The sequence below is a fragment of the Cupriavidus alkaliphilus genome, from assembly GCF_014191175.1.
Lineage (GTDB): Bacteria > Pseudomonadota > Gammaproteobacteria > Burkholderiales > Burkholderiaceae > Cupriavidus > Cupriavidus alkaliphilus.
Map to the genome: position 1 here is coordinate 258,963 of NZ_JACHWE010000003.1, position 21,842 is coordinate 280,804.

A 21,842-nucleotide genomic window follows, 5' to 3' on the forward strand; every position below is an offset into this window, starting at 1 on the left:
CGCAATATTGTTCCTGCAATGAAACACTGTGTTTGCCTGACGGAGGCTTCTGCAATCTCAAAGCGCTGCTATCGTGTCGAGCCGTGATCAAAAGAAAGCGGTGGCGCGGCAATCTCGCAGGCGCTGCCCGACACAGACGGATGTCAGTGAAGAAAAACACATTGTCAGGGGGGCTGCCGCGCGCGGCTCTGGTGTCGATTACGGCCGGCCTGCTGGCGCTGCCGTCCGCCGCCGGCGCCGCGGCATTCTCGATGCAGGCGGGCTATGGGCGCGACAACCGGCACGGCGTGGAGAAATACGAAGTGGCGGCGCGCTGGGACGAGATCGTGCAGTGGCAGCTGTCGAGCCGGCTGGCGCTGGCGCTGGACGGCGAGGTCAGCATTGCCAACTGGCGCGCGCTGTCGTCGCGGCCGTCGAGCCAGCTGACCGAGTTCGGCGTGTCGCCGATCTTCCGGCTCAGCTATGCGGGGGAGTACGCCACGCCGTTCGTCGAGGCCTCGGTGGGCCTGCGCGTGCTGACCCACACCGAGATTGCCGGCGGCCACCGCATGGGCTCGGCGTTCCAGTTTTCCGACATGATCGGCGTCGGCGTCGCCTTCGGCAAGGCGCAGCGGCTGACGATCGGCTACCGCTTCCAGCACCTGTCCAATGCCGGGATCAAGGACCCGAATCCTGGCACCAACTTCAGCATGGGATACGTGCGCTACCGCTTCTGAGCGCTGGCGGCATCGTTCCAGCGGCAGGACGCTGCATCGCAATCCCGCCGCCTACCGCGCACCGGCCGCGGCACCTATCATCGCTTCATGGATCATTGCCGGCCCGCGTGGCCGGCATTCTCGGAGATCGACATGAAGCGCATTCTGGGTGTCTACAGCGCACCGCGTCCGCACTGGGTCGGGGATGGTTTCCCGGTACGTTCGATGTTCTCGTACACCAGCCACGGCAAGCAGCTGAGCCCGTTCCTGCTGCTCGACTACGCCGGTCCGGCCGACTTCACGCCGACGCAGCGTCCGCGCGGGGTGGGCCAGCATCCGCACCGCGGCTTCGAGACCGTCACCATCGTCTACAAGGGCGAGGTCGCGCATCGCGACTCGACCGGGCAGGGCGGGGTCATCGGCCCGGGCGACGTGCAATGGATGACGGCGGGCGCCGGCATCCTGCATGAAGAGTTCCATTCGCCCGCCTTTACGCAAAGCGGCGGCGCGCTGGAGATGGTGCAGCTGTGGGTCAACCTGCCGGCGCGCGACAAGATGGCCGCGCCGGGCTACCAGGCCATCGTCGACCGCGACATCCCGGCAGTGCCGATGCCCGACGGCGCCGGCACGGTGCGCGTGATCGCCGGCGAATACGAAGGCAAGCGCGGCCCGGCACGCACCTTTACGCCGATGCATGTGTGGGACATGCGCCTGAACCAGGGCACCGGCACGCGCGTGGCGCTGCCCGAAGGCTGGCATACCGCGCTGGTGGTGCTGCGCGGCAAGGTCACGGTCAACGCCGAGGCCACCGTGCGCGATGCCGAGATGGTGGTGCTGGATGGCGCCGGCGATGCGGTCAGCATCGAGGCCGGCACCGATGCGGTGGTGCTGCTGCTCAGCGGCGAGCCGATCGACGAGCCCATCGTCGGCCACGGCCCGTTCGTGATGAACACCGAGGCGGAGATTGCCGAGGCGTTCCGCGACTTCAGCAGCGGCCGCTTCGGCAGCATGGCCGCGGGCCAGCAGTAGGCCACCGCACGCAGTCGGGCGGCGCGTCGCCGGCTGGCTGCGGCGCCGCCTCAGGCGAGCGTGAAGGTCGGCACCGGTGCGCCGCCGTCGCTGGGCGAGAACTTGACCTGCACCTTCTGGCCGATCCGCACCGTGTCGAGATCGCAGTCGACGATATGGGTCATCATGGTCACGCCTTCTTCCAGCTTCACGTAGGCGATGCAGAACGGGTTGGGGCCGGCGCGGCGCGTCACGCTGTAGGTGTAGATGGTGCCGCGGCCGCTGGCCTGCTTCCACGAGGTGGTGCCCATGCAGAACGGGCACAGCACGCGCGGGTACCAGTGCGGCTTGCCGCAGTCGTCGCAGACCTTGACCAGCAGCTTGCCCTCGCGCGCGGCCTGCCAGAACGGCAGGTTGTCGGGCTGTTCGTCGGGCGCCTTGTAGACGGCTGGGATGTGTGGGGTCGTCATGTCAGTGCTCCGGCGCGTTATTCACGTTCAAGGATCAGGGTGGCGCTGCCGTGGCGCGAGCCCAGGTAGCCGCCGGTGCCTTGCGCCAGCGCGAGGTCGCAGTTGGCGACCTGCACCGCGGGATGGGCCTCGCCGCGCAGCTGGCGCACGGCTTCGATGACCTTGGTGATGCCGCCGCGGTTGGCCGGGTGGTTGTTGCACAGGCCGCCGCCATCGGTATTGAACGGCAGCTTGCCGACGCCCGAGATCAGGTTGCCGTCGGCGACGAACCTGCCGCCTTCGCCCTTCTTGCAGAAGCCCAGGTCTTCCAGCTGCATCAGCACGGTGATGGTGAAGCTGTCGTAGATCGACGCGTACTTGATGTCAGCCGGGGTCACGCCCGCTTCGGCAAAGGCCGTCGCGCCCGAGAAGCGCGCGCCCGACCAGGTCAGGTCGACTTCGCCGCCGAGCTGGCCCTTGATGTACTCGCCGGCGCCGCGGATCTTCACCTTGGGCCGCTGCAGCGTGGCGGCGATTTCCGGACGCGCCACCACCAGCGCGCCGCCGCCGTCGGAGACCACGCAGCAGTCCAGCTTGTGCAGCGGATCCGAGATCATCGGCGAGTTCAGCACGTCTTCGACCGTGACCACGTCGCGCAGCATGGCGTGGGGGTTGTGCTGGGCGTGGTGCGACGCCGCCACCTTGACCCAGGCGAGCTGCTCGGCGGTGGTGCCGTACTCGTGCATATGGCGCATCGCCGCCATCGCGTACAGGTTGACGGTGACCGGGCTGAACGGGCTTTCGAACGGCAGGTCGGGCAGGTTGGCGCCCCAGTTGCGCGCCTGCGTGCCGGTGGAGCCTTCCGAGCGCGGCCGGCCCGCGAGCGTGATCAGCGCGACGTTGCACTTGCCGGCGGCGATCGCCTGCGCGGCGTGCGAGACATGGACCAGGTACGCGGAGCCGCCCGTATCGGTGGAATCGACATGGCGCACCTTCAGGCCGAGGTAGTCGACCATGTTGACCGCGCCCAGCCCGGGCGCGTCGCCGGCGCAGAAGTAGCCGTCGACGTCGGCCAGGGTCAGGCCGGCGTCCTGCAGCGCGCCCTTGGCGCTTTCGGCGTGCAGTTGTGCCACGGTCTTGTCGGGTGCCTTGCGGGTCGGGTGCTCGTAGGCCCCGACGATGTAGGCCTTGCCGTTGATGCTCATCTGTTCTCCTTCGGTGCGTCAGGTGGTGCCAGCGCGAGGGCGGGGCGATGCTGGCACGGCGATCCCGAGAGTATTGCGTAGCTTGCCCGCTGCGTTGTATTCGGAAGTGCCGAAGGGTGTATTCGGTCCAGGCGGGGGATGCTGCCATCGAAGCCGGGCGGGAGGCGCTTGCGGCGCGAACGATTGCGGCGACCGCAACAATCTGCGCTGGACAGTTCTGAACCTAAATAAACAGGATCGATGACCTGCTTCGTTGAAGCGGTGGATGAGGCCCAGGGCCTGCTGATGCTGGCGGCAGGGCAGCCATCGCTGCGCCGCTGAGCGCACGCGCGCTCACACCACCTTGCCCGGATTCATCAGCCCGAGCGGATCCAGCGCAGCCTTGATCGCCCGCATCATGGCAAGTTCGACCTCGCTCTTGTAATGCCGGTTTTCCTCGCGCTTGAGCTGGCCCAGGCCGTGCTCGGCCGAGATCGAGCCGTTATGCGAGCGCACGCTGTCGTGCACGATGCGGTTGACCTGGTCCTGGTGCGCCAGGAAGGCATCGTGGTCGACGCCTTCGGGCGGCGCCACGTTGTAGTGCAGGTTGCCGTCGCCGAGATGGCCGAAGGTGACCATGCGCGCACCGGGAAAGGCGTTCTGCAGCAGCGCGTCGGTACACTCGATAAAGTCCGCGACGCGCGATACCGGCACGGCGATGTCGTGCTTGATGTTCTTGCCGTCTTCCACCTGCGCCAGCGGAATATGCTCGCGCAGGTTCCAGAAGTCGCGCGACTGCTGCACCGATTCGGCCACCACCGCGTCGGCGACCACGCCGGCGTCGAAGGCGGCCGACATCATGGTTTCGAAGATGCCGCGCGCATGGGCTTCGCTTTCGCTGTCGGACAGTTCCAGCAGCACCAGCTGCGGATGCATGTCGGCGAACGGATAGCGCAGCTGCGGGAAGTGCCGCGTCACCAGCGTCATGCTGAGCGCCGACATCAGCTCGAAGCCGGTCAGCATGGCGCCGGCGTGCGACTGGGCGATGGCCAGCAGCGCCAGCGCGGCGCGCGGGCTGTGCACCGCGGCCAGCGCCGTGACCGACGCGCGCGGCAGCGGGAACAGCTTCATCACCGCGGCGGTGATGATGCCCAGCGTGCCTTCGGCGCCGATGAAGAGGTCGCGCAGGTCATAGCCGGTGTTGTCCTTGCGCAGGCCGCGCAGCCCGTGCCAGGTGTCGCCGGAGGGCGTCACCACTTCCAGCCCCAGGCACAGTTCGCGCGTGTTGCCGTAGCGCAGCACCGCGGTGCCGCCGGCATTGGTCGACAGGTTGCCGCCGATGGTGCAGCTGCCCTCGGCCGCCAGGCTCAGCGGAAACAGCCGGCCGTGCTCGCGCGCCACCTCCTGCAGCTGCTGCAGCACCACGCCGGCCTCGACCGTGATGGTGTTGTTGAGCGGATCGAGCTGGCGGATGCGGTTGAGCCGCTGCAGCGAGATCACCACTTGCGGTGCGCCCGCCACCGGCGTGGCGCCGCCGCACAGGCCGGTGTTGCCGCCCTGCGGTACCACGGCGATCCGGTGCGCGTGGCAGGCATGGACCACCTCGGCGACTTCCGCGGTGGTGCCCGGGCGCAGCACCGCCAGCGCCTCGCCGCGATAGCGCTTGCGCCAGTCGGTCAGGTAGGGCGCCTGGTCGGCCGCATCGGTCAGCACGTGCTGCGGGCCCAGCGCGGCGCGGCACAGTGCGAGGAAGGAGTCTTGAGGCGAGGTCATGGCGATGGATGGACGCGGTTCAGGACTTGGGCTCGGCGGCCTTGCCGGCGGCGCGGGCGCGGCGCTTGTACGGGCGCAGGTAGAGGATGGTGCTGGTGAAGAACACCAGCGTCAGCGCCACCTCGACCCACGCCAGCGTGGACGAGGGCGCGCGGTCGCTGGTGGCGCGCACGATGCCCTCGGTGAAGAACAGCAGGATCAGCATCGACGACCACTGCATGGTGTAGCGGTTGCGCGTGAGCACGCCGCGCAGCGGCAGCAGCAGCGGCAGGAACTTGAGGATCAGCCACGAGCCGCCCGGCCGCAGCGGCGCCAGGAACCATTCCCAGGCAATGCACAGCACCAGCAGCGCCAGCAGGCTGCCTACGCTGAGCCGGTACAGCCATGGGCTGTGCAGGGCCTGGTCGCTGTTCACACCGGGGGTCATGCCTGCGCTCCGGCCAGGCGCAGCGCGGTCTGCGCCAGCCGGCGGCCCATGGCCAGGGCCAGCGCCGATTCGTCTTCGGTGACGGGCCCGCGGTTGTCGCCGTGGGCATGGTGGCTGGGGCCGTACGGCGTGCCGCCCGAGGCCGTCGTCATCAGCCCCTTCTCGGAATAGGGCAGGCCCAGGATCAGCATGCCGTGGTGCAGCAGCGGCAGCATCATCGACAGCAGCGTGGTCTCCTGCCCGCCGTGCAGGCTGCCGGTGGCGGTGAACACGCAGGCGGGCTTGCCGGCGAGCGCGCCCGACAGCCACTGGGCCACGGTGCCGTCGAGGAAGTATTTCACCGGCGCGGCCATGTTGCCGAAGCGGGTAGGGCTGCCCAGCGCCAGACCGGCGCATTCCTCCAGGTCGCGCAGCTCGGCATACGGCGGGCCGTCGGCGGGGATCTCCGGCGCGGTGGCCTCGCACACGGTGGAAACCGGCGGCACCGTGCGCAGGCGGGCCTGCGCGCCGGGGACGCTGTCGATGCCGGTGGCGATCAGTTCGGCGAGCTTGCGGGTGCTGCCGTGGCGGCTGTAGTACAGGACGAGGATCTCGGTCATGGAGCGGGATGGCCGGCGGTGAAGGGGCAGCGAAGCGTGATGCGGGAGGATGCCGGCAACAATGCGCGTATTATAGATGCGCCCCCCGCGCCATCTCCCGATGGCCTCGCGCTGCACGCGCCACGGGGCCATCCTTGAATTCGACAGACGATCCGACAGACCAGATCCAGGAGGTTGCTTGCGCATGATTGGAGCCCGCGTCGCCCGCCTGCGCCGGGAATGGAACCTGCAAAAGGTGCGTGCCCTGGCGCGCTATGCGCTGCGCCGCGCCGCCGAAGACCGCCTGCCGCAGGTCTCGGCCAGCCTGACCTTCACCACCGTGCTGGCGGTGGTGCCGGTGCTGACCGTGGCCTTCGCGCTGCTTGCCGCGTTCCCGGTGTTCCGCGACTTCCGCAACGCCATCGAGGCCTACCTGTTCCAGAACCTCATTCCTGGCAACGTCAGCGAGTCGATCCAGCGCTATCTCGGCATGTTCGCCAAGAGCGCGCGCGGGCTGACCGCGATGGGCCTGGGCGGGCTGATGGTGACCTCGGTGCTGACCATGCTGACGGTGGAGGACGCGCTCAACGCGATCTGGCGCGTCAAGCAGCGCCGCCCGCTGGCGCAGCGGGTGCTGGTGTTCTGGGCGGTGCTGACCTTCGGCCCGGTGCTGATCGGCGCGAGCCTGTCGATCAGTTCCTACCTGATCTCGATCTCGGCCGGCTATGTCGGCACCATGCCGGTGGGGCTGGGCCTGCTGGTGGGCGCGGCGCCGGTGCTGCTGTCGGCGCTGGCCTTTGCCTTCCTGTACACGGCGGTGCCCAACGCCTATGTCGAGTGGCGCGACGCCATCGTGGCCGGGCTGGTCGCGGCGGTGGCGTTCGAATTCGCCAAGCGCGGCTTCGGCTATTTCATCACCGAGATCCCGGCCTACACCGCGGTCTACGGCACCTTCGCCGCGCTGCCGCTGTTCCTGCTGTGGATCTACCTGAGCTGGCTGGTGACGCTGCTGGGCGCGACCATCGCCGCCAACCTGCCGGTGATCCGGCAGGGCTACTGGCGCCGCCGCAGCTTTGCCGGCAGCGAGTTCTTCGACGCGCTGGGCGTGCTGCTGCTGCTCTACCGCGCCCGCGATGAAGTGCCGCGCAGCGTCGGCGAACTGGACCTGAGCCGCAAGCTGCGGGTCGAGGCTGACTACCTGGCCAGCCTGCTGGACAAGCTCAAGGCCATGCATCTGGTCGGCCGCCTGCAGCAGGAGCGCGGCCAGGCCCACTGGGCGCTGCTGTGCGACCCGTCGCAGGTGACGCTGCGCACGCTGCATGACCGGCTGGTGCTGAACCTGCCGCGGCTGCCTCGCACGGCGCTGGCGCAGCATCTGCGCGGCGCCGATGCGCTCAAGTCGATATTGGACAATCCGCAGCTGGACCAGACGCTGGAAACGGTGTTCCGGCAGCAGCCGGTGGACTTGCCGCCCACGGCCAGCGATGGCGATGGGCAGCGCCAGCGGCGTCAGCTGGAGGTGGTGCCACCGGGGTGGCATGGGCAGGTTTGATTTCTGATTGGCTGGCGCTAGATTCGGTGGGGTCACCGGCCGACAGCGCCAAGCGAGCGCAGCGAGGCGTACCGTGCCAGGGGCCCACGCCCCGCGATACTGACGGCGCAGCAGCCGAAGGCGTTCCTACGACAAGGCCCGCAGCAGGGGCCACTCCGCGCTCTGGGCTCGTTCAACCCACACTTCAACGCCCTTGCCACCGTGGTGCACCCCTGCGGCAGGCAGTCCCGCTATGTGAGGAAGCCCAGCCCCGTACGAAAACGCCCGGGCACACTACGATAAGACATGCCGCCCGCAGGGCAGTAAACGCGCTTTTTGGTTACTTTTTGGCGCTCGGCCAAAAAGTGACCCGCCCAGGAGGGCGGAACCAGGCGGTTCAAGCGCCGACAGCATGTCACCAACAGCGACCACCCCAAAACAAGCACCAGGACCCGTTCCCCTCAAAACGAAATCCTCCCCCGCCACATATCCGCATACATCACCCAATCCCCCATCAGGCTATAAACCGGATGCCGGAACGTAGCCGGCCGATTCTTCTCGAACCCGAAATGCCCGACCCAGGCGAACGCATACCCCGCCACCACCGCGGCGAGCAGCCACCAGGCATTGCCGGTCGCGACCAGCGCCACCAGGCACAACAGCGCCACCGTCGAGCCGGCGAAATGCAGCCGCCGGCAGGTACGGTTCTGGTGTTCGCTCAGGTAGTAGGGATAGAAGGCCGCGAAATTCTCGAACTCGCGCGCGCGGGCGTGGGCCATGGCTGTCTCCGGCAGGTCTTGTTTGCTGCAGTGTAGACCTTCGGCGCCGGGATGTAATGCGAACGGCCGCCGGCGTGGCCAGCCGTCCGGGATCAGAGTCAGCCCGCTGCCACCACCTTGCGCGCAAACGCCGCCAGCGCATCCAGCACTTCGTCCGGGCGCTCGCCCATCAGCGCATGGCCGCACGGCACCGTCACCACGCTGGCGCTGCGCATCTTGCCCGCCAATGCCTGGGCCGCCTTGGGCGAGGTCATCATGTCCTTGCTGCCGGTGATGAACAGCGCCGGGCAGGCCGCCGCCACGGCGGCTTCCTCGCCATGCGCATAGGCGTTGCAGGCCGTGAAGTCATTGTGGAACACATGCGCCTGCGGGTTGTTGCGCGACACCCGTTCCATCAGCCGCTGGCTGCCGCCATGCATCCACGCGCCGGGGCCCGGCGACGACGGCTTGTTGGCGAGGCTGGAATGCGACCAGGCGTTGACCATGGCGATGGCTTCGCCCTCGCGGTTGAGCGAGGCGTCCAGCAGCGCGTCCGAGACCTTCATCGGATAGGCCGTGGCCAGCAGGCCGATGCCGCGCACCGCCTGCGGATGCCGCGCCGCGCATTCCAGCGCGATCAGCGAGCCCATGCTGTGGCCGAACACCAGGGCCGGCGCGGTGACGCCGGCGGCGGCCACCAGCGCCATGACCCAGTCGGCCATGGCTTCGACCGTGGCCAGCGGCGCGCCCTTGCTGCGGTTGTGGCCGGGCAGGTCCACCGCCAGCACCGAGAAGCCATGGTTGGCGAACCAGCGCGTCTGCAGCGCCCACACGCTGTGGTCGTTCTGCGCGCCGTGGACGAAGACGGCGCAGGGCAGGGCGGGATCGAAGGGTTTGCCGCCGGTATAGGCGTAGGCCGGCTGGCCGGCAAGGTTCAGTTCCATCAGGCTTGCCCTCCCTGTTTGGCGGCGCCCGCGCCCATGGCCTTCTCGGCCGCCTTCAGCCCGCGCTTGAGATCGTCGATCAGGTCGTCGGCATCCTCCAGGCCGACCGACAGCCGGATCGTGCCTTCGGTAATGCCCGCCGACTGCAGCGCGGCCGCGTCCATGCGGAAGTGCGTGGTCGAGGCCGGGTGGATCACCAGCGAGCGCGCATCGCCCACGTTGGCCAGGTGCGAGAACAGCGACAGGCTTTCGATAAAGCGCTGGCCGGCGACCCGGTTGCCCTTCAGGTTGAAGCTGAACACCGCGCCGCAGCCGCGCGGCAGCAGGCGCTTGGCCAGTTCATAGTCGGGGTGCGATTCCAGTTCCGGGTACGACACCGACTCCACCATCGGATGCGACACCAGGAACTGCACCACCTTGCGGGTGTTGTCGACATGGCGGCTCATGCGCAGCGGCAGCGTCTCCACGCCCTGCAGCAGCTGCCACGCCGCCATCGGGTTCATGCACGCGCCGAAATCGCGCAGCCCTTCGCGGCGCGCGCGCAGCAGGAACGGCGCCACCGTGCTTTCCTCGGTGAACACCATGTTATGAAAGCCCTCGTACGGCTCGGACAGCTCCGGGAAGCGCCCCGAGGCCTCGAAGTCGAAGGTGCCGCCTTCGACCAGCACGCCGCCGATGGTGGTGCCGTGGCCGCCCAGGAACTTGGTGGCCGAGTGGCAGAGCAAGCCGGCGCCATGGTCGAACGGCCGCAGCAGGTAGGGCGTGGTGAAGGTGGAGTCCACCAGCAGCGGGATGCCGTGGTCCTGGCCCAGTTGCGCCAGGGTCGGGATGTCGAGCACGTCCAGCCCGGGGTTGCCCAGCGTCTCGCCGAACAGCAGCCGGGTATCGGGCCGGATGGCCGCGCGCCAGGCGTCGATGTCGCGCGCCTTGACGAAGGTGGTCTCGATGCCGAAGCGGCGCAGCGTGTAGTGCAGCAGGTTGTGCGAGCCGCCGTACAGCGCCGACGACGCCACGATATGCGAGCCCGCACCCATCAGCGTGGCCACCGCCAGGTGCAGCGCGGCCTGGCCCGAGGCCGTGGCGATGGCGCCGGCGCCGTTCTCGAGCGCGGCGATGCGCTCCTCGAGCACGGCCACGGTGGGATTGGAAATGCGCGAGTAGACGTGCCCGGCGCGCTCCATGTTGAACAGCGACGCGGCGTGCTCGCTGTCGCGGAACACGAAGGACGTGGTCAGGTGGATGGGGGTGGCGCGGGCCCCGGTGGCGGGGTCGGGCGCGGCGCCGGCGTGCAGCGCCAGCGTGTCGAAGCGGGTTCCGGACATGGTCGGTCGGCCTTGAGTTGTCTCCGGCCAGCATCGTAGCATCGTGTGCCCGCCCACGCTCGGTGGCGGCCCGCAAACCGGCCTCCCGCTTTACTTTGGCGGCGGGTTTGGGCTAGCATCGGCCAACGGGCAAGGCGCCCGCACACCCCTAAACAGAAAACAATGTGACCGGCATCGCCCCCCGCCAGCGGCCGCGGCGATGCCCTCAGTTTCAGCTCGGACAGAGCGCAGGCAGCGGAGACCATCATGAAAGTCAGCGACATCCTCCAGATCAAGGGCAATACGCTCTATACCGTGACGCCTGACACCTCCTTGCTGGTCGCGGTGCACACCATGGCCGAGCACGATATCGGCTCGCTGGTGGTAATGGAGTACGGCGACCTGGTGGGCATGCTGACCTTCCGCGAGATCATCGAGACCCTGGCGTGCAACCACGGCAACGTCGGTACCAGCAGCATCCGCAAGGTGATGGACGATGCGCCGCTGACCTGCACCATGGAAACCGACGTCAACGAGGTCCGCCGGATGATGCTGGAGCGTCACACCCGCTACCTGCCGGTGCTCGACAACCGCACCCTGATGGGCGTGATTTCGTTCTACGACGTGGCCAAGGCCGTGGTCGAGGACCAGAGCTTCGAGAACAAGATGCTCAAGGCCTATATCCGCGACTGGCCGGAAGAGCGCGCCGAGTGATGGCGCCGGGCCGCGCCGGCTGAAGCCCTCTGCGGAAATACCCTAGATCGGCGCCACCTGGTCGCGGCAAGGTGGCGGCAAGGCCGCGGCTGCGGCACACTAGCCGGCGTTCCCATTTCCGTGGCGGTCCCCGACCGACCGGCCCCCTCATGAGCCAACACAGCCAGTTTCGACTGCTCGGCCTGCGCCGTTTCGCGCCGTTCTTCTGGACCCAGTTCCTGGGGGCGATGAACGACAACGTGTTCAAGGTCGCCTTCACCTCGCTGGTGACCTACCACACGGCGCTGTTCGAGGGCGTCGACGCGCGCAGCGCGGCGTTCCTGATCTCGGCCATCTTTATCGCGCCGTTCGTGCTGTTCTCGGCCACCAGCGGGCAGATCGCCGACAAGCTGGAGAAGTCGCGCCTGATCCGGCTGGTCAAGTCGCTGGAGATCGCCATCATGGTGCTGGGGCTGGCCGGCTTTGCCTGGCACAGCGCGCCGCTGCTGTACGCCGGCACCTTCCTGATGGGGCTGCATTCCACGCTGTTCGGGCCGGTCAAATTCGCCTACCTGCCGCAGCACCTGGACCAAAGCGAACTGGTCGGCGGCAACGGGCTGGTCGAGATGGGCACCTTCGTCGCGATCCTGATCGGCACGCTGATCGGGGGCGAGCTGGCCGGGCTGCAGCAGGGCGGCGCCATGGTCGGGCCGCTGTACGTGGGCGCGGCCTGCGTGATCATCGCCGTGGCCGGGCGGCTGGTGGCGGGCCGGATCCCGGCGTCGCCGGCGCCGCAGCCGGACCTGCGCATCAACTGGAACCCGTTTTCCGAGACCTGGCGCAACCTGGCGCTGGCGCGCGGCAATCGCACCGTGTTCCTGAGCCTGCTCGGCATTTCGTGGCTGTGGTTCCTCGGCGCGACCTTCCTGACCTCGTTCTTCAGCTATGCCAAGGATGTGCTGGGCGGCGACCAGAATGTGGTGACGCTGCTGCTGGCGGTGTTCTCGCTGGGCATCGGCACCGGTTCGCTGCTGTGCGAGCGCCTGTCGGGGCGCCATGTCGAGATCGGCCTGGTGCCGTTCGGCTCGATCGGCATGACGGTGTTCGCGGTCGACCTGTACTTTGCCAGCCAGGGGCAGGCGCCGGCCGCGTTGAGCGGCATCGGCGCCTTCCTGGCCGCGCCGCACCACTGGCGCGTGCTGGCCGACCTGTTCTTGCTGGCGATGTTCGGCGGCTTCTACAGCGTGCCGCTGTACGCGCTGATCCAGAGCCGCAGCGCGCCCACGCACCGCGCCCGCATCATCGCCGCCAACAACATCCTGAACAGTTTCTTCATGATCGCGGCCTCGCTGCTGGGCGTGGCGCTGACCCAGGCGGGCTACACCATCCCGCAGCTGTTCCTGGTGGTGGGGCTGCTCAACGCGGTGGTGGCGGTCTATATCTACTCGCTGGTGCCGGAATTCCTGCTGCGTTTTATCGCCTGGATCCTGGTCCATACCCTCTATCGCCTGCGCCGCATCAACGCCGAGCGCATCCCCGCCGAAGGTCCGGCGGTGCTGGTATGCAACCACGTCAGCTTCGCCGACGCGGTGGTGCTGATGGCGTGCAGCCCGCGCCCGGTGCGCTTCTTGATGGACCACAACATCTTCAAGGTGCCGCTGCTGTCGTGGTTCTTCCGCCAGGCGCGCGCGATCCCGATCGCGCCGGCGCACCAGGACCCCGAGATGCTCAGGCGCGCCTACGACAGCGTAGCCCAGGCGCTGGACGATGGCGACCTGGTCTGCATCTTCCCTGAAGGCAAGATCACCGCCACCGGCGACATCAATCCGTTCAGGCAGGGCGTGCAGCAGATCATCCGCCGCACCCCGGTGCCGGTGGTGCCGATGGCGCTGCGCGGGCTGTGGGGCAGCTTCTTCTCGCGCAAGGGCGCGCCGGCGATGTCGCGGCCGTTCCGGCGCGGCATCCTGAACCGGCTGGAGCTGGTGGTGGGCGAGCCGGTGCCGCCCGAGTCGGCCACGCCGGAAGGCCTGCAGCAGATGGTGCAGACGCTGCGCGGCGAGTGGCGCTAGCTGACGCAAAGGCGATCCCCGATGATTACCCTCTACACCTTCGGCCCCGCCTTCGGGCTGCCCGATGCCAGCCCCTTCGTCACCAAGGCCGAGATGCTGCTGAAGCTGGCCGGCCTGCCGTACACGGCGCGCGACGGCAGCCTGCGGCGCGCGCCCAAGGGCAAGCTGCCGTACCTGGACGACATGGGCCGGATCGTGGCTGATTCCACCATGATCCGCTGGCATATCGAGAAGACCTACCACATCGATTTCGACGCGGGCCTGAGCGCGGCCGAGCGCGGCATCGCCTGGGCCGCCGAGAAGCTGATGGAGGACCACCTCTACTGGGCGGTGGCGCGGGTGCGCTGGCTCGACCAGGCCAATTTCGACAAGGGGCCGGCGCAGTTCTTCCGCAGCGTGCCGGCGCCGGTGCGCGGGCTGGCCGAGCGGCTGGTGCGCTACAAGGTGCGCAAGACGCTGTGGGGGCAGGGCCTGGGCCGGCATAGCGAGGAAGAACTGGTGGCGCTGGCCAGCAAGGGCGTGACCTCGATTGCCGACATCCTCGGCGACAAGCCCTACCTGATGGGCGACCAGCCGTGCGGGGCCGATGCCACGCTGTTTGCCTTTGCCGGCAGCCTGCTGTGCCCCGTATTCGACACCCCGATCCGCACCGCGGCCGAGGGTCATGCCAACCTCGTGGCCTATATGGACCGGATGCGCGCCGAGTTCTACCCGGAGCTGGCCGCCGCGCCGGTGGCGCAGGGCGTCGCCGCCTGAGCCCCGCCGGCGCGGCCAATGGCCGCCCGAGCCCGGCCATTGGCCTTACAATGGAGGCCGTCCCCAATTCCTGTGCGGTTTCCATCATGTCCGGCAACACCCTTGGCCTGCTTTTCACTGTCACCACCTTCGGCGAATCGCACGGGCCCGCCATCGGCGCGGTGGTGGACGGCTGCCCGCCGGGCCTGGCGCTGACCGAGGCCGATATCCAGGGCGACCTGGACCGCCGCAAGCCCGGCACCTCGCGCCACGTCACCCAGCGCAAGGAACCCGACCAGGTCGAGATCCTGTCCGGCGTGTTCGAGGGCAAGACCACCGGCACCCCGATCTGCCTGCTGATCCGCAACACCGACCAGCGCAGCAAGGACTACGGCAATATCGTCGAGACCTTCCGTCCGGGCCATGCCGACTACACCTACTGGCAGAAGTACGGCATCCGCGACCATCGCGGCGGCGGCCGCTCGTCGGCGCGCCTGACCGCGCCGGTGGTGGCGGCGGGCGCGGTGGCCAAGAAGTGGCTGCGCGAGCAGTACGGCACCGAGATCCGGGGCTATATGTCGCAGCTGGGCGAGATCGCGGTGCCGTTCACCGACTGGTCGCACGTGCCGGAGAACCCGTTCTTCGCCGCCAATGCCGACATCATCCCCGAGCTCGAAACCTATATGGACGCGCTGCGCCGCGACGGCGACTCGGTCGGCGCGCGTATCGAGGTGGTGGCCAGCAACGTGCCCGTGGGCCTGGGGGAGCCGCTGTTCGACAAGCTCGATGCCGATATCGCGCACGCGATGATGGGCATCAACGCGGTCAAGGGCGTCGAGATCGGCGCCGGCTTCGACAGCGTCGCGCAGCGCGGCAGTGTCCATGGCGACGAGCTGACCGCCGCGGGCTTCCGCACCAACAACGCCGGCGGCGTGCTGGGTGGCATCTCCACCGGGCAGGACGTCACCGTGTCGCTGGCGATCAAGCCGACCTCGTCGATCCGCACCCCGCGCGAATCGATCGACAAGGCCGGCAACGCCGCCACCGTCGAGACCTTCGGCCGCCACGATCCGTGCGTGGGCATCCGCGCCACGCCGATCGCCGAGGCCATGCTGGCGCTGGTGCTGATCGACCACGCGCTGCGCCACCGCGCCCAGTGCGGCGACGTCCGCGTCGAAACGCCGCGCATCCCCGCGCAGGCCGGCCAGACCCGCTGACTTGACGCCGCAGCGCGCGGGCGGCGAAAGCGGGGCCGGCGGCCCCGACCATGCCCGCTTCGGGCTCTTTTACCTGGGCTATTACGGCTACGTCGGCCTGATCTCGCCCTACGTCAGCCTGTACTTCGCCGATCGCGGTTTCGACCCGGTGCAGATCGGCGTGCTGATGGCCAGCTTCCAGGTCAGCCGCATCGTCGGGCCCTACCTGTGGGGCTGGCTGTCCGACGTGATGCACACGCGCGTGCGCATCCTGCGCGTGAGCGCGTTCACGTCGCTGCTGGCGTTCCTGATGCTGCCCGGCGTCGGCAGCTACGGCGGCATGATGGCGATGATGCTGACGCTGAGCCTCTTGACCAGCGCGATGTCGCCGCTGGGCGATGCCCTGACCATTTCCACGCTGCGCCGTCACGGCGCCTTCGACCACAGCTACGGCCGCATCCGCATGTTCGGCTCGCTCGGCTTTATCGGCGCGGTGCTGGCCGGCGGGGCGTTGTTCGAGGCGGTCGGCATGCGCGCGTTCCCGTGGGTGGCAAGCGCCGTGCTCGCGATCCTGGCCGGGGTGGTGCTGACCATGCGCGACGCCGCCGACGAGGGCCCGCGCACGGCGCCGCCGCGCGCCTTGCCGCTGCTGCGCCGCCCGGACGTGGCCTGGTTCCTGGCCTCGGCCTTCCTGATGATGTTCGCGCACGCCGCGCTCTACGTGTTCTATTCGCTGTGGCTGGAGACGCTGGGCTACAGCAAGTTCGCCATCGGCATGATGTGGACCATCGGCGTGGTCGCCGAGATCGTCTTCTTCTACTACCAGGGGCTGCTGTTCGCGCGCCTGGCGCTGCGCACCATCCTGGCGGGCACCTTCGTGCTGGCGGCACTGCGCTTCGGGCTGACCGGCTACTTCGCGCAGTTGGCATGGCTGATGGCGCTGGTGCAGGTGCTGCACGCGGCGACCTTCGCCGCGCACCACAGCGCCAGCCTGAAGCGCCTGCAGGCCTGGTTTGCCGGGCCGCTGCAGGGGCGCGGGCAGGCGCTGTACACCGGCATCTCCTACGGTGTCGGCGGCACGCTGGGCGGGCTGGCGATGGGCTGGACCTGGAATGCGCTGGCGCCGGCGCACACCTTCGGGCTCGCCGCCGCGGCCGCGGCGGCGGGGGCGTTCTGCGCGGTGATGAGCTTTCGCGCGGAAGGCGACGGCGCGCTTCAGTCCAGCGCCGCGCAGACCCGCTCGGCGATCGCCAGCGACGAGGTCAGCCCCGGCGATTCGATGCCGAACAGGTGAACCAGCCCCGGCACGCCGTGCACGGCGGGGCCGTCGATGCGGAAGTCGGCCGCGGCTTCATGCGGGCCGCTGATCTTGGGGCGGATGCCGGCGTAGCCGGGCTGCAGCGCGCCGTCGGCCAGTCCCGGCCAATAGCGGCGCACCTCGTCATAGAAGGCGTCGGCGTCCGCCGCATCCACGCCGTATTCGATCTCGTCGATCCAGCGCACATTGGGGCCGAAGCGCGCCTGGCCGCCCAGGTCGATGGTCAGGTGCACGCCAAGGCCGGCGGCCTCGGGCACGGGATAGATCAGCCGTGAGAACGGCGCGCGGCCGGCCAGCGTGAAATAGCAGCCCTTGGCGTAGTACTGCGGCGGGATGTGGGCTTCGGGCATGCCGTCGATGCGGCGCGCCAGTTCGGGTGCCGTGAGCCCGGCCGAATTGACCACCGTGCGCGCCAGCAGCGTGGTGGCGCTGCCGTCTTCCGCGCCGATCTCCAGCCGGATGCCGTCCGCCGTGACCGCGCCGCCCAGCACCGGCGACTGCACCGCCAGCATCGCGCCGACGTTTTCCGCATCGCCCAGCAGCGCCGTCATCAGGCCATGGCTGTCGACGATGCCGGTCGACGGCGATAGCAGCGCCGCGTGGCACTGCAGCTGCGGCTCCAGCGCCTGCGCTTCGGCGCGGTCGAGCAGGCGCAGGTCGTCCACGCCATTGGCGGCGGCCTTGGCGCGGATGCCTTCGAGCGTCGCCACCTGCGCCGCGCTGGTGGCGACGATCAGCTTGCCGCAGCGCTGGTGCGCCACGTGCCGGCTCGCGCAGTAGTCGTACAGCATGGCCTTGCCGCGCACGCACAGCTGTGCCTTGAGCGAGCCGGCCGGATAGTAGATGCCGGCATGGATGACCTCGCTGTTGCGCGCGCTGGTGATGGTGCCGAAGGCGTTCTCGGCTTCCAGGATGATCACTTCGCGGCCTTGCAGCGCCAGCGCGCGCGCGACCGCCAGTCCCACCACGCCGGCGCCGATCACGACGCAATCCACTGTTTCCATGGTTGTTCCTTGCTTCAGGGTCTCGATATATCCGGGTTCAGGCGGGCAGGCCCAGGCGCGCGGCGGCGGCTGCCAGGTGCTGCTGCGCGGCGTTGCGCGCGGCCGTGACGTTGCCGGCGGCAATGGCTTCGGCCAGGGCCGCGTGCTCCTGGTCGGCGGCGCGCGGCGCGCCGGTGGCGCGGCTCAGCCGCGCGGTGTTCTCCCACGCGCGCTGGCGCGCGGCCAGCATCTGCTGGCTGACGAAATCCGTCAGCCCGGTAAAGCAGGGGTTGTGCGCGGCTTCGGCAATGGCATGGTGGAACGCCATGTCGGCCGCGGCGGCGCTGGCCATGTCGCCGTGCCCGTCGGCCTGCGCCTGCATCGCCGCCAGCGCGGCGCGGATGGCCTCGATGTCGGCCTCGGTGCGCCGCCGCGCCGCCATTTCGGCGCAGGCGGTCTCCACCACGCGGCGCAGCTCGAACAGCTGCGCCAGCGTAGGGCCGCCATCGGGGGCGCTGGCCACGCGCCAGGCCTGGCCGCCCGGGGTCTCCGACACAAAGGCGCCGGAGCCCTTGCGCGTCACCAGCACGCCGTCGGCCTTCAGCTGGGCAATGGCCTCGCGCACGATCGGGCGGCTGACGCCGAAGGCGTCGGCCAGCGCGGACTCGGCCGGCAGGCGCGCGCCCGCGCCGTAGCGGCCGGCAAGGATGTCGTCATGCAGGGTCTGCGCGATGCGTGTGGCAAGCGAAGCCGGCCGGGGCAGGAGAGTGGTCATGGCGGTCGATGTGTCAGGCTGTCTGACAGCTTTTCAGGATTCTGGCCTCAACTTTGCGGCGCGTCAAGCTTGCCGCAGGTAGCCGATGCTACACATGCGGCCTCGGTATTCATTGCCCGGCACTAAATTTCCCCGCACGGACGCCGATAGAAGCCCAATACAGGCGGCGGAAGTCCGTGCGTCAGTTCCGCCCAGGGCTCGTCGCGTCCCAGCACGCCCACGCCGGGGCCAACTGCAAACAGCCATGATCCAGCTCACCCCTAACGATCTTCCCGTCGGCCACCCGCTGCCCTGGTCATTGCTCGATGGCGAGGGCAACCTGGTGCTCGGCAGCGGCAACATCATTCCCGATGCGCGCGACCTGGCGCTGGTGTTCCGCCACGGCACGGTGTGCCGCGACGACGCCGGCGACGAGGCTGCCGAGGACTTGCGCCCGGCCACCGGGCCGCTCGGCCTGCAGGTCGGCACGCTGCTGCATGTCAAGCTCGACGGCGAGTCCGCGCGCCCGGCCGCCAGCCGCCTGATCGGCTTTATCGAGCAGGGCCTCTTTGTCACCTGGCCGCAACTGGGCGGGCGCGACCTGCCGCTGCAGGCCGGCGATGGCGTGGTGCTGCGCGGCTTCTCGGGACACGCCATCCACAGCTTCACCTCGACCATTACCGCCGTGTGCCGCAGCCCGTTCCGCTACCTGGTGCTGTCGGCGCCGGTGCAGCGGCACGCGACGCCGGTGCGCAAGGCGGCGCGCGTGCCCACCCGCCTGGCCGCCTACCTGACCGAACCCGGCGATGATGACGGCAGCGCGGGCAGCGCCGCGCGCCTGTCGCTGCTGTCCGACCTCAGCACCGGCGGCGCGCTGGTGCAGACCACCTCTCCGGCCCCCGCGCCGGGCAGCCGCGTGCGGCTGCGCTTCAAGCTGCGTACCGCGTCGCTGGACAGCGAGGTGGTGATCGACGGCTGGGTCCGCATGGCGCCAGCCGGGGCCGCCGGCGACGATGCCGACTTCCCCGCGTTCGGCGTGGCCTTCGATGTCCTGGCCGAGCGCGAACTGACGCTGCTGCAGTGCTACATCTACGAGCAGCTGCTTTCCAGCACCCGCATGCCCGTGCAATCGGCGGCTGTAGCGGCCGTTTAGAGGAAATCCGCTAATGTTTTGATTGTCTCCCCGGGGCGGGGCCGTCTTTACTGCTTCCAGCATAAAAAGACCCACCACCGAGGAGACCAGATGGAGCACGGCGAACCCCACGCGTGCGGGCAACACACGCCCGTACCACGCGCGCAGCAGCCCCGTAATTCCCTGCGCAGGCTGGCAGGCACCGCCGCGGCACTGGCCGCCGCGGCCATGCTGGCGCAACCGGCGCCGGCCGTCGCCGCCGTCACCACCGCCAGTGGCGACTACGCAAAGACGCGCTACCCGATCGTGCTGGTCCACGGGCTGACCGGTGCGGCGAAGATGGCTGGCGTGCTCGACTACTGGTATGGCATCCCCGAAGTGCTGCGGGCCCATGGCGCGCAGGTCTATGTCGCCACGGTGCCGTCGTTCAACAGCGACGCCGAGCGCGCGCTGGCGCTGCAGGCTTATGTGCGCGCGGTCAAGCTGGAAAGCGGCGCCGACAAGGTCAACCTGATCGGCCACAGCCAGGGCGGGCCCACCTCGCGCGTGCTGGCGGCGATGTCGCCGCAGGACGTGGCTTCGGTCACCACCATCGGCAGCCCGCACCGCGGCAGCGAAGTGGCCGACACCGTGCTCGACCTGATCAACGGCATCGGCACCATCCCGATCGCCGGCCCGGTGCTGGTCAGCCTGATCCAGGGCGTGTTCGATACGGTCGGCTGGTTCAACGGCATCGGCAACGGGCAGGCGCTGGACCAGGATGCGCTGGCGTCGCTCAAGAGCCTGACCACGCGCGGCGCCGCCGAGCAGAATGCGCGGCTCGACGCCACGCTGGTGCCAGGGACCAGGTCGGCGCTGGGCGCGGACTGCGACAGCGCCGGCGCAGTGGCCGAGCAGCGCCAGGCGCGCGACGCCGCGGGCAATCTCGTCACCCATGCCCAGGCCGCGTATTCGTGGACCGGGCAGGGCGGTCCGCTCAGCCTGCTGCGCTCCAACCTGCTGGATCCGTCCACGGTGATGATGTCGACCTCGGCAGGGCTGATGGCGCTGAAGGGCGCCGGCGCCAATGACGGGCTGGTCTCGGTGTGCAGCAGCAAGTGGGGGCGGGTGCTGGCCACCGGTTATTACTGGAACCATCTCGACGAGGTCAACCAGATGGCGGGGCTGTACCAGGATGCCGATCCGCGCACGGTCATCCTGAACCACGCCAACCGGCTGCGCAATGACCAGCTCTGAGCGTGCGCCGCGGATCTGGCTGGCCCTGCTGCCGGCCGGCGCCGCGGCCGCAGCGGCGTACTGGCTGACCATGCCGGCGGATCCGGCGCCCGTGCCGCGGCAGGCGGCAGCGGCGAACGCCGCGGGTCCGCTTGCGCCAGCGGCGGATCCGGTGGCCGCTGGCGACGCCGCCTGGCCATCGCTGGCCGGCGTGGAGATGCCCGCAGGCCCCGAGGCCGATGCCGCGGGCAACCTGCGGCTGACGCGCGCGCTGCGCACCTATTTCGATTATTTCCTGAGTGCGCGTCACGACGCCGGCGGCATCGATGCGCTCGACGCGGTGGTGCATGACGATATCCGCCGCCAGGTGCCGCAGCCCGCGGCCGGGCAGGCCTGGCAGCTGTGGCGCCGCTACGTGGCCTGCCTGGCCGAGATCCAGCCCGAGGCCGCGCGCAAGCCGCTGGCGGATGCGGACGGCACGCTGGATGCGCTGCAGGTGCGGCAGCTGCGCGCGCTGCTGGCGCAGCGCCATGCAGCGCGCCAGCGCTGGCTGCCCGAGGTCGCACAGGCCTGGTTCGGCGACGAGCACGCCCATGACGAGGCCATGCTGGCGCGGCTGGAGACCGCGGCGCAGGCCGGCCTGGACGACGCGCAGCGGCGGCAGCGGCTGGCCGAGCTCGACGCCACGCTGCCAGAGCCCTTGCGCGCCGCGCGCGACGCCAGCGCACGCCCGCGGGCTATCAGCCAGACCATCGCCGACCTGCAGGCTGCCGGCCGCGGCGCGCAGGACATCGGCGCGGCGCTGGCGCAGGCCTACGGCCCCGAGGTGGCGCAGCGCTACCAGCAGCAGGCGCAGGCCGAGCAGTCATGGCAGCAGCGCTATGACGACTATGCCGCGCGCCGCGCGCAGATCGAGGCATTCGCGGGGTTGTCGGAGCAGGATCGGCGGCAGCAGCTGGACACGCTGCGCAGGCAGGCTTTCGACAATCCGAGCGAGGCGCTGCAGGCGGAGGTGGTCGACCAGGCGATGGCAGCGCGGCGGCAGGCACGCTAACGCGTGCCGCGGTCGAATGAAAAGAAAACGGCACCGGGAACCCGG

21 protein-coding genes are annotated in these 21,842 nt (G+C 69.4%); 11 read left to right on the top strand and 10 right to left on the bottom strand.

Annotation, left to right across the window (positions count from 1 at the left end; all coding sequences use genetic code 11):
* Positions 1 to 140: 140 nt before the first annotated feature.
* Both FHX60_RS12670 and FHX60_RS12675 read left to right on the top strand, forming a co-directional pair.
* Positions 141 to 716: an acyloxyacyl hydrolase gene (locus FHX60_RS12670; RefSeq protein ID WP_112775396.1), complete on the top strand. Its 576-nt coding sequence runs from the start codon at positions 141 to 143 to the stop codon at positions 714 to 716.
* Between the two features lie 132 nt (positions 717 to 848).
* Positions 849 to 1,724, top strand: a complete 876-nt coding sequence (locus FHX60_RS12675; protein ID WP_183283550.1) for a pirin family protein — start codon at positions 849 to 851, stop codon at positions 1,722 to 1,724.
* A 50-nt stretch (positions 1,725 to 1,774) separates the two neighbouring features.
* Here the strand turns inward: FHX60_RS12675 and FHX60_RS12680 are convergent, their stop codons facing one another.
* The 5 genes from FHX60_RS12680 to wrbA form a co-directional block, all read right to left on the bottom strand.
* Complete coding sequence (locus FHX60_RS12680; protein WP_111519702.1) at positions 1,775 to 2,173, bottom strand: Zn-ribbon domain-containing OB-fold protein; 399 nt, start codon at positions 2,171 to 2,173, stop codon at positions 1,775 to 1,777.
* Positions 2,174 to 2,190: 17 nt separating this feature from the next.
* Positions 2,191 to 3,357, bottom strand: a complete 1,167-nt coding sequence (locus tag FHX60_RS12685) for a thiolase family protein (protein WP_183283551.1) — start codon at positions 3,355 to 3,357, stop codon at positions 2,191 to 2,193.
* Positions 3,358 to 3,690: 333 nt separating this feature from the next.
* A complete protein-coding gene (locus FHX60_RS12690; protein WP_183283552.1) occupies positions 3,691 to 5,109 on the bottom strand; it encodes an FAD-binding oxidoreductase in 1,419 nt (472 codons plus the stop codon).
* Between the two features lie 19 nt (positions 5,110 to 5,128).
* Positions 5,129 to 5,536, bottom strand: a complete 408-nt coding sequence (locus FHX60_RS12695; RefSeq protein WP_183283553.1) for a DUF2069 domain-containing protein — start codon at positions 5,534 to 5,536, stop codon at positions 5,129 to 5,131.
* Positions 5,533 to 6,135: an NAD(P)H:quinone oxidoreductase gene (wrbA, locus tag FHX60_RS12700; protein ID WP_092313672.1), complete on the bottom strand. Its 603-nt coding sequence runs from the start codon at positions 6,133 to 6,135 to the stop codon at positions 5,533 to 5,535. Before wrbA ends, FHX60_RS12695 begins: the two co-directional genes overlap by 4 nt.
* Before the next feature lie 184 nt (positions 6,136 to 6,319).
* Between wrbA and FHX60_RS12705 the strand changes: the two genes are divergently transcribed.
* Positions 6,320 to 7,666, top strand: coding sequence for a YihY family inner membrane protein (locus tag FHX60_RS12705; protein ID WP_183283554.1), 1,347 nt, complete (start codon positions 6,320 to 6,322; stop codon positions 7,664 to 7,666).
* A 440-nt stretch (positions 7,667 to 8,106) separates the two neighbouring features.
* On the opposite strand, the gene FHX60_RS12710 is transcribed toward FHX60_RS12705, so the two are convergent.
* The 3 genes from FHX60_RS12710 to FHX60_RS12720 all read right to left on the bottom strand — a co-directional run bounded on the left by FHX60_RS12710 (position 8,107) and on the right by FHX60_RS12720 (position 10,669).
* On the bottom strand, positions 8,107 to 8,424 hold the full coding sequence (locus FHX60_RS12710) for an Mpo1-like protein (protein ID WP_183283555.1): 318 nt from the start codon (positions 8,422 to 8,424) through the stop codon (positions 8,107 to 8,109).
* 98 nt (positions 8,425 to 8,522) lie between these two features.
* Positions 8,523 to 9,347 (bottom strand): alpha/beta fold hydrolase, encoded by an 825-nt coding sequence (locus FHX60_RS12715; RefSeq protein ID WP_183283556.1) that lies wholly within the window; start codon positions 9,345 to 9,347, stop codon positions 8,523 to 8,525.
* Complete coding sequence (locus FHX60_RS12720; RefSeq protein WP_183283557.1) at positions 9,347 to 10,669, bottom strand: O-acetylhomoserine aminocarboxypropyltransferase; 1,323 nt, start codon at positions 10,667 to 10,669, stop codon at positions 9,347 to 9,349. Before FHX60_RS12720 ends, FHX60_RS12715 begins: the two co-directional genes overlap by 1 nt.
* Positions 10,670 to 10,915: 246 nt before the next feature.
* Between FHX60_RS12720 and FHX60_RS12725 the strand changes: the two genes are divergently transcribed.
* From FHX60_RS12725 to FHX60_RS12745, 5 genes are all read left to right on the top strand, one after another.
* Positions 10,916 to 11,362 carry a CBS domain-containing protein gene (locus FHX60_RS12725; RefSeq protein ID WP_183283558.1) on the top strand — a complete coding sequence of 149 codons (447 nt, stop codon included), beginning with the start codon at positions 10,916 to 10,918 and terminating at the stop codon, positions 11,360 to 11,362.
* Positions 11,363 to 11,511: 149 nt separating this feature from the next.
* A complete protein-coding gene (locus FHX60_RS12730; RefSeq protein ID WP_183283559.1) occupies positions 11,512 to 13,410 on the top strand; it encodes an MFS transporter in 1,899 nt (632 codons plus the stop codon).
* A gap of 21 nt (positions 13,411 to 13,431) precedes the next feature.
* On the top strand, positions 13,432 to 14,166 hold the full coding sequence (locus FHX60_RS12735; protein ID WP_183283560.1) for a glutathione S-transferase C-terminal domain-containing protein: 735 nt from the start codon (positions 13,432 to 13,434) through the stop codon (positions 14,164 to 14,166).
* Positions 14,167 to 14,252: 86 nt separating this feature from the next.
* Entirely contained in the window at positions 14,253 to 15,362 is a 1,110-nt protein-coding gene (aroC, locus tag FHX60_RS12740) for a chorismate synthase (protein WP_026164292.1), read from the top strand.
* A gap of 1 nt (position 15,363) precedes the next feature.
* Positions 15,364 to 16,635 carry an MFS transporter gene (locus FHX60_RS12745; protein ID WP_183283561.1) on the top strand — a complete coding sequence of 424 codons (1,272 nt, stop codon included), beginning with the start codon at positions 15,364 to 15,366 and terminating at the stop codon, positions 16,633 to 16,635.
* On the opposite strand, the gene FHX60_RS12750 is transcribed toward FHX60_RS12745, so the two are convergent.
* Both FHX60_RS12750 and FHX60_RS12755 read right to left on the bottom strand, forming a co-directional pair.
* Complete coding sequence (locus FHX60_RS12750; RefSeq protein WP_183283562.1) at positions 16,557 to 17,663, bottom strand: NAD(P)/FAD-dependent oxidoreductase; 1,107 nt, start codon at positions 17,661 to 17,663, stop codon at positions 16,557 to 16,559. The two genes, FHX60_RS12745 and FHX60_RS12750, sit on opposite strands and share 79 nt — an antisense overlap.
* A gap of 37 nt (positions 17,664 to 17,700) precedes the next feature.
* Positions 17,701 to 18,417 (bottom strand): FadR/GntR family transcriptional regulator, encoded by a 717-nt coding sequence (locus tag FHX60_RS12755; protein WP_183283563.1) that lies wholly within the window; start codon positions 18,415 to 18,417, stop codon positions 17,701 to 17,703.
* A 244-nt stretch (positions 18,418 to 18,661) separates the two neighbouring features.
* On the opposite strand from FHX60_RS12755, the gene FHX60_RS12760 reads away from it, so the two are divergent.
* The 3 genes from FHX60_RS12760 (at position 18,662) to FHX60_RS12770 (ending at position 21,797) form a co-directional block, all read left to right on the top strand.
* On the top strand, positions 18,662 to 19,549 hold the full coding sequence (locus FHX60_RS12760; RefSeq protein ID WP_183283564.1) for a flagellar brake protein: 888 nt from the start codon (positions 18,662 to 18,664) through the stop codon (positions 19,547 to 19,549).
* 90 nt (positions 19,550 to 19,639) lie between these two features.
* Positions 19,640 to 20,764, top strand: coding sequence for an esterase/lipase family protein (locus FHX60_RS12765; RefSeq protein ID WP_183283565.1), 1,125 nt, complete (start codon positions 19,640 to 19,642; stop codon positions 20,762 to 20,764).
* Positions 20,751 to 21,797 (top strand): lipase secretion chaperone, encoded by a 1,047-nt coding sequence (locus FHX60_RS12770; protein ID WP_183283566.1) that lies wholly within the window; start codon positions 20,751 to 20,753, stop codon positions 21,795 to 21,797. The genes FHX60_RS12765 and FHX60_RS12770 overlap by 14 nt, the downstream gene beginning before the upstream one ends.
* Positions 21,798 to 21,842 lie beyond the last annotated feature (45 nt).

Bases quoted from the DNA above. Each gene is read 5' to 3' on its own strand.
- FHX60_RS12670 (WP_112775396.1), top strand. From the start codon at position 141: ATGTCAGTGAAGAAAAACACATTGTCAGGGGGGCTGCCGCGCGCGGCT.
- FHX60_RS12705 (WP_183283554.1), top strand. From the start codon at position 6,320: ATGATTGGAGCCCGCGTCGCCCGCCTGCGCCGGGAATGGAACCTGCAA.
- FHX60_RS12750 (WP_183283562.1), bottom strand. From the start codon at position 17,663: ATGGAAACAGTGGATTGCGTCGTGATCGGCGCCGGCGTGGTGGGACTG.
- FHX60_RS12755 (WP_183283563.1), bottom strand. From the start codon at position 18,417: ATGACCACTCTCCTGCCCCGGCCGGCTTCGCTTGCCACACGCATCGCG.
- FHX60_RS12735 (WP_183283560.1), top strand. From the start codon at position 13,432: ATGATTACCCTCTACACCTTCGGCCCCGCCTTCGGGCTGCCCGATGCC.
- FHX60_RS12725 (WP_183283558.1), top strand. From the start codon at position 10,916: ATGAAAGTCAGCGACATCCTCCAGATCAAGGGCAATACGCTCTATACC.
- wrbA (WP_092313672.1), bottom strand. From the start codon at position 6,135: ATGACCGAGATCCTCGTCCTGTACTACAGCCGCCACGGCAGCACCCGC.
- FHX60_RS12710 (WP_183283555.1), bottom strand. From the start codon at position 8,424: ATGGCCCACGCCCGCGCGCGCGAGTTCGAGAATTTCGCGGCCTTCTAT.
- aroC (WP_026164292.1), top strand. From the start codon at position 14,253: ATGTCCGGCAACACCCTTGGCCTGCTTTTCACTGTCACCACCTTCGGC.
- FHX60_RS12760 (WP_183283564.1), top strand. From the start codon at position 18,662: ATGATCCAGCTCACCCCTAACGATCTTCCCGTCGGCCACCCGCTGCCC.
- FHX60_RS12675 (WP_183283550.1), top strand. From the start codon at position 849: ATGAAGCGCATTCTGGGTGTCTACAGCGCACCGCGTCCGCACTGGGTC.
- FHX60_RS12690 (WP_183283552.1), bottom strand. From the start codon at position 5,109: ATGACCTCGCCTCAAGACTCCTTCCTCGCACTGTGCCGCGCCGCGCTG.
- FHX60_RS12685 (WP_183283551.1), bottom strand. From the start codon at position 3,357: ATGAGCATCAACGGCAAGGCCTACATCGTCGGGGCCTACGAGCACCCG.
- FHX60_RS12695 (WP_183283553.1), bottom strand. From the start codon at position 5,536: ATGACCCCCGGTGTGAACAGCGACCAGGCCCTGCACAGCCCATGGCTG.
- FHX60_RS12730 (WP_183283559.1), top strand. From the start codon at position 11,512: ATGAGCCAACACAGCCAGTTTCGACTGCTCGGCCTGCGCCGTTTCGCG.
- FHX60_RS12715 (WP_183283556.1), bottom strand. From the start codon at position 9,347: ATGGAACTGAACCTTGCCGGCCAGCCGGCCTACGCCTATACCGGCGGC.
- FHX60_RS12720 (WP_183283557.1), bottom strand. From the start codon at position 10,669: ATGTCCGGAACCCGCTTCGACACGCTGGCGCTGCACGCCGGCGCCGCG.
- FHX60_RS12770 (WP_183283566.1), top strand. From the start codon at position 20,751: ATGACCAGCTCTGAGCGTGCGCCGCGGATCTGGCTGGCCCTGCTGCCG.
- FHX60_RS12680 (WP_111519702.1), bottom strand. From the start codon at position 2,173: ATGACGACCCCACACATCCCAGCCGTCTACAAGGCGCCCGACGAACAG.
- FHX60_RS12765 (WP_183283565.1), top strand. From the start codon at position 19,640: ATGGAGCACGGCGAACCCCACGCGTGCGGGCAACACACGCCCGTACCA.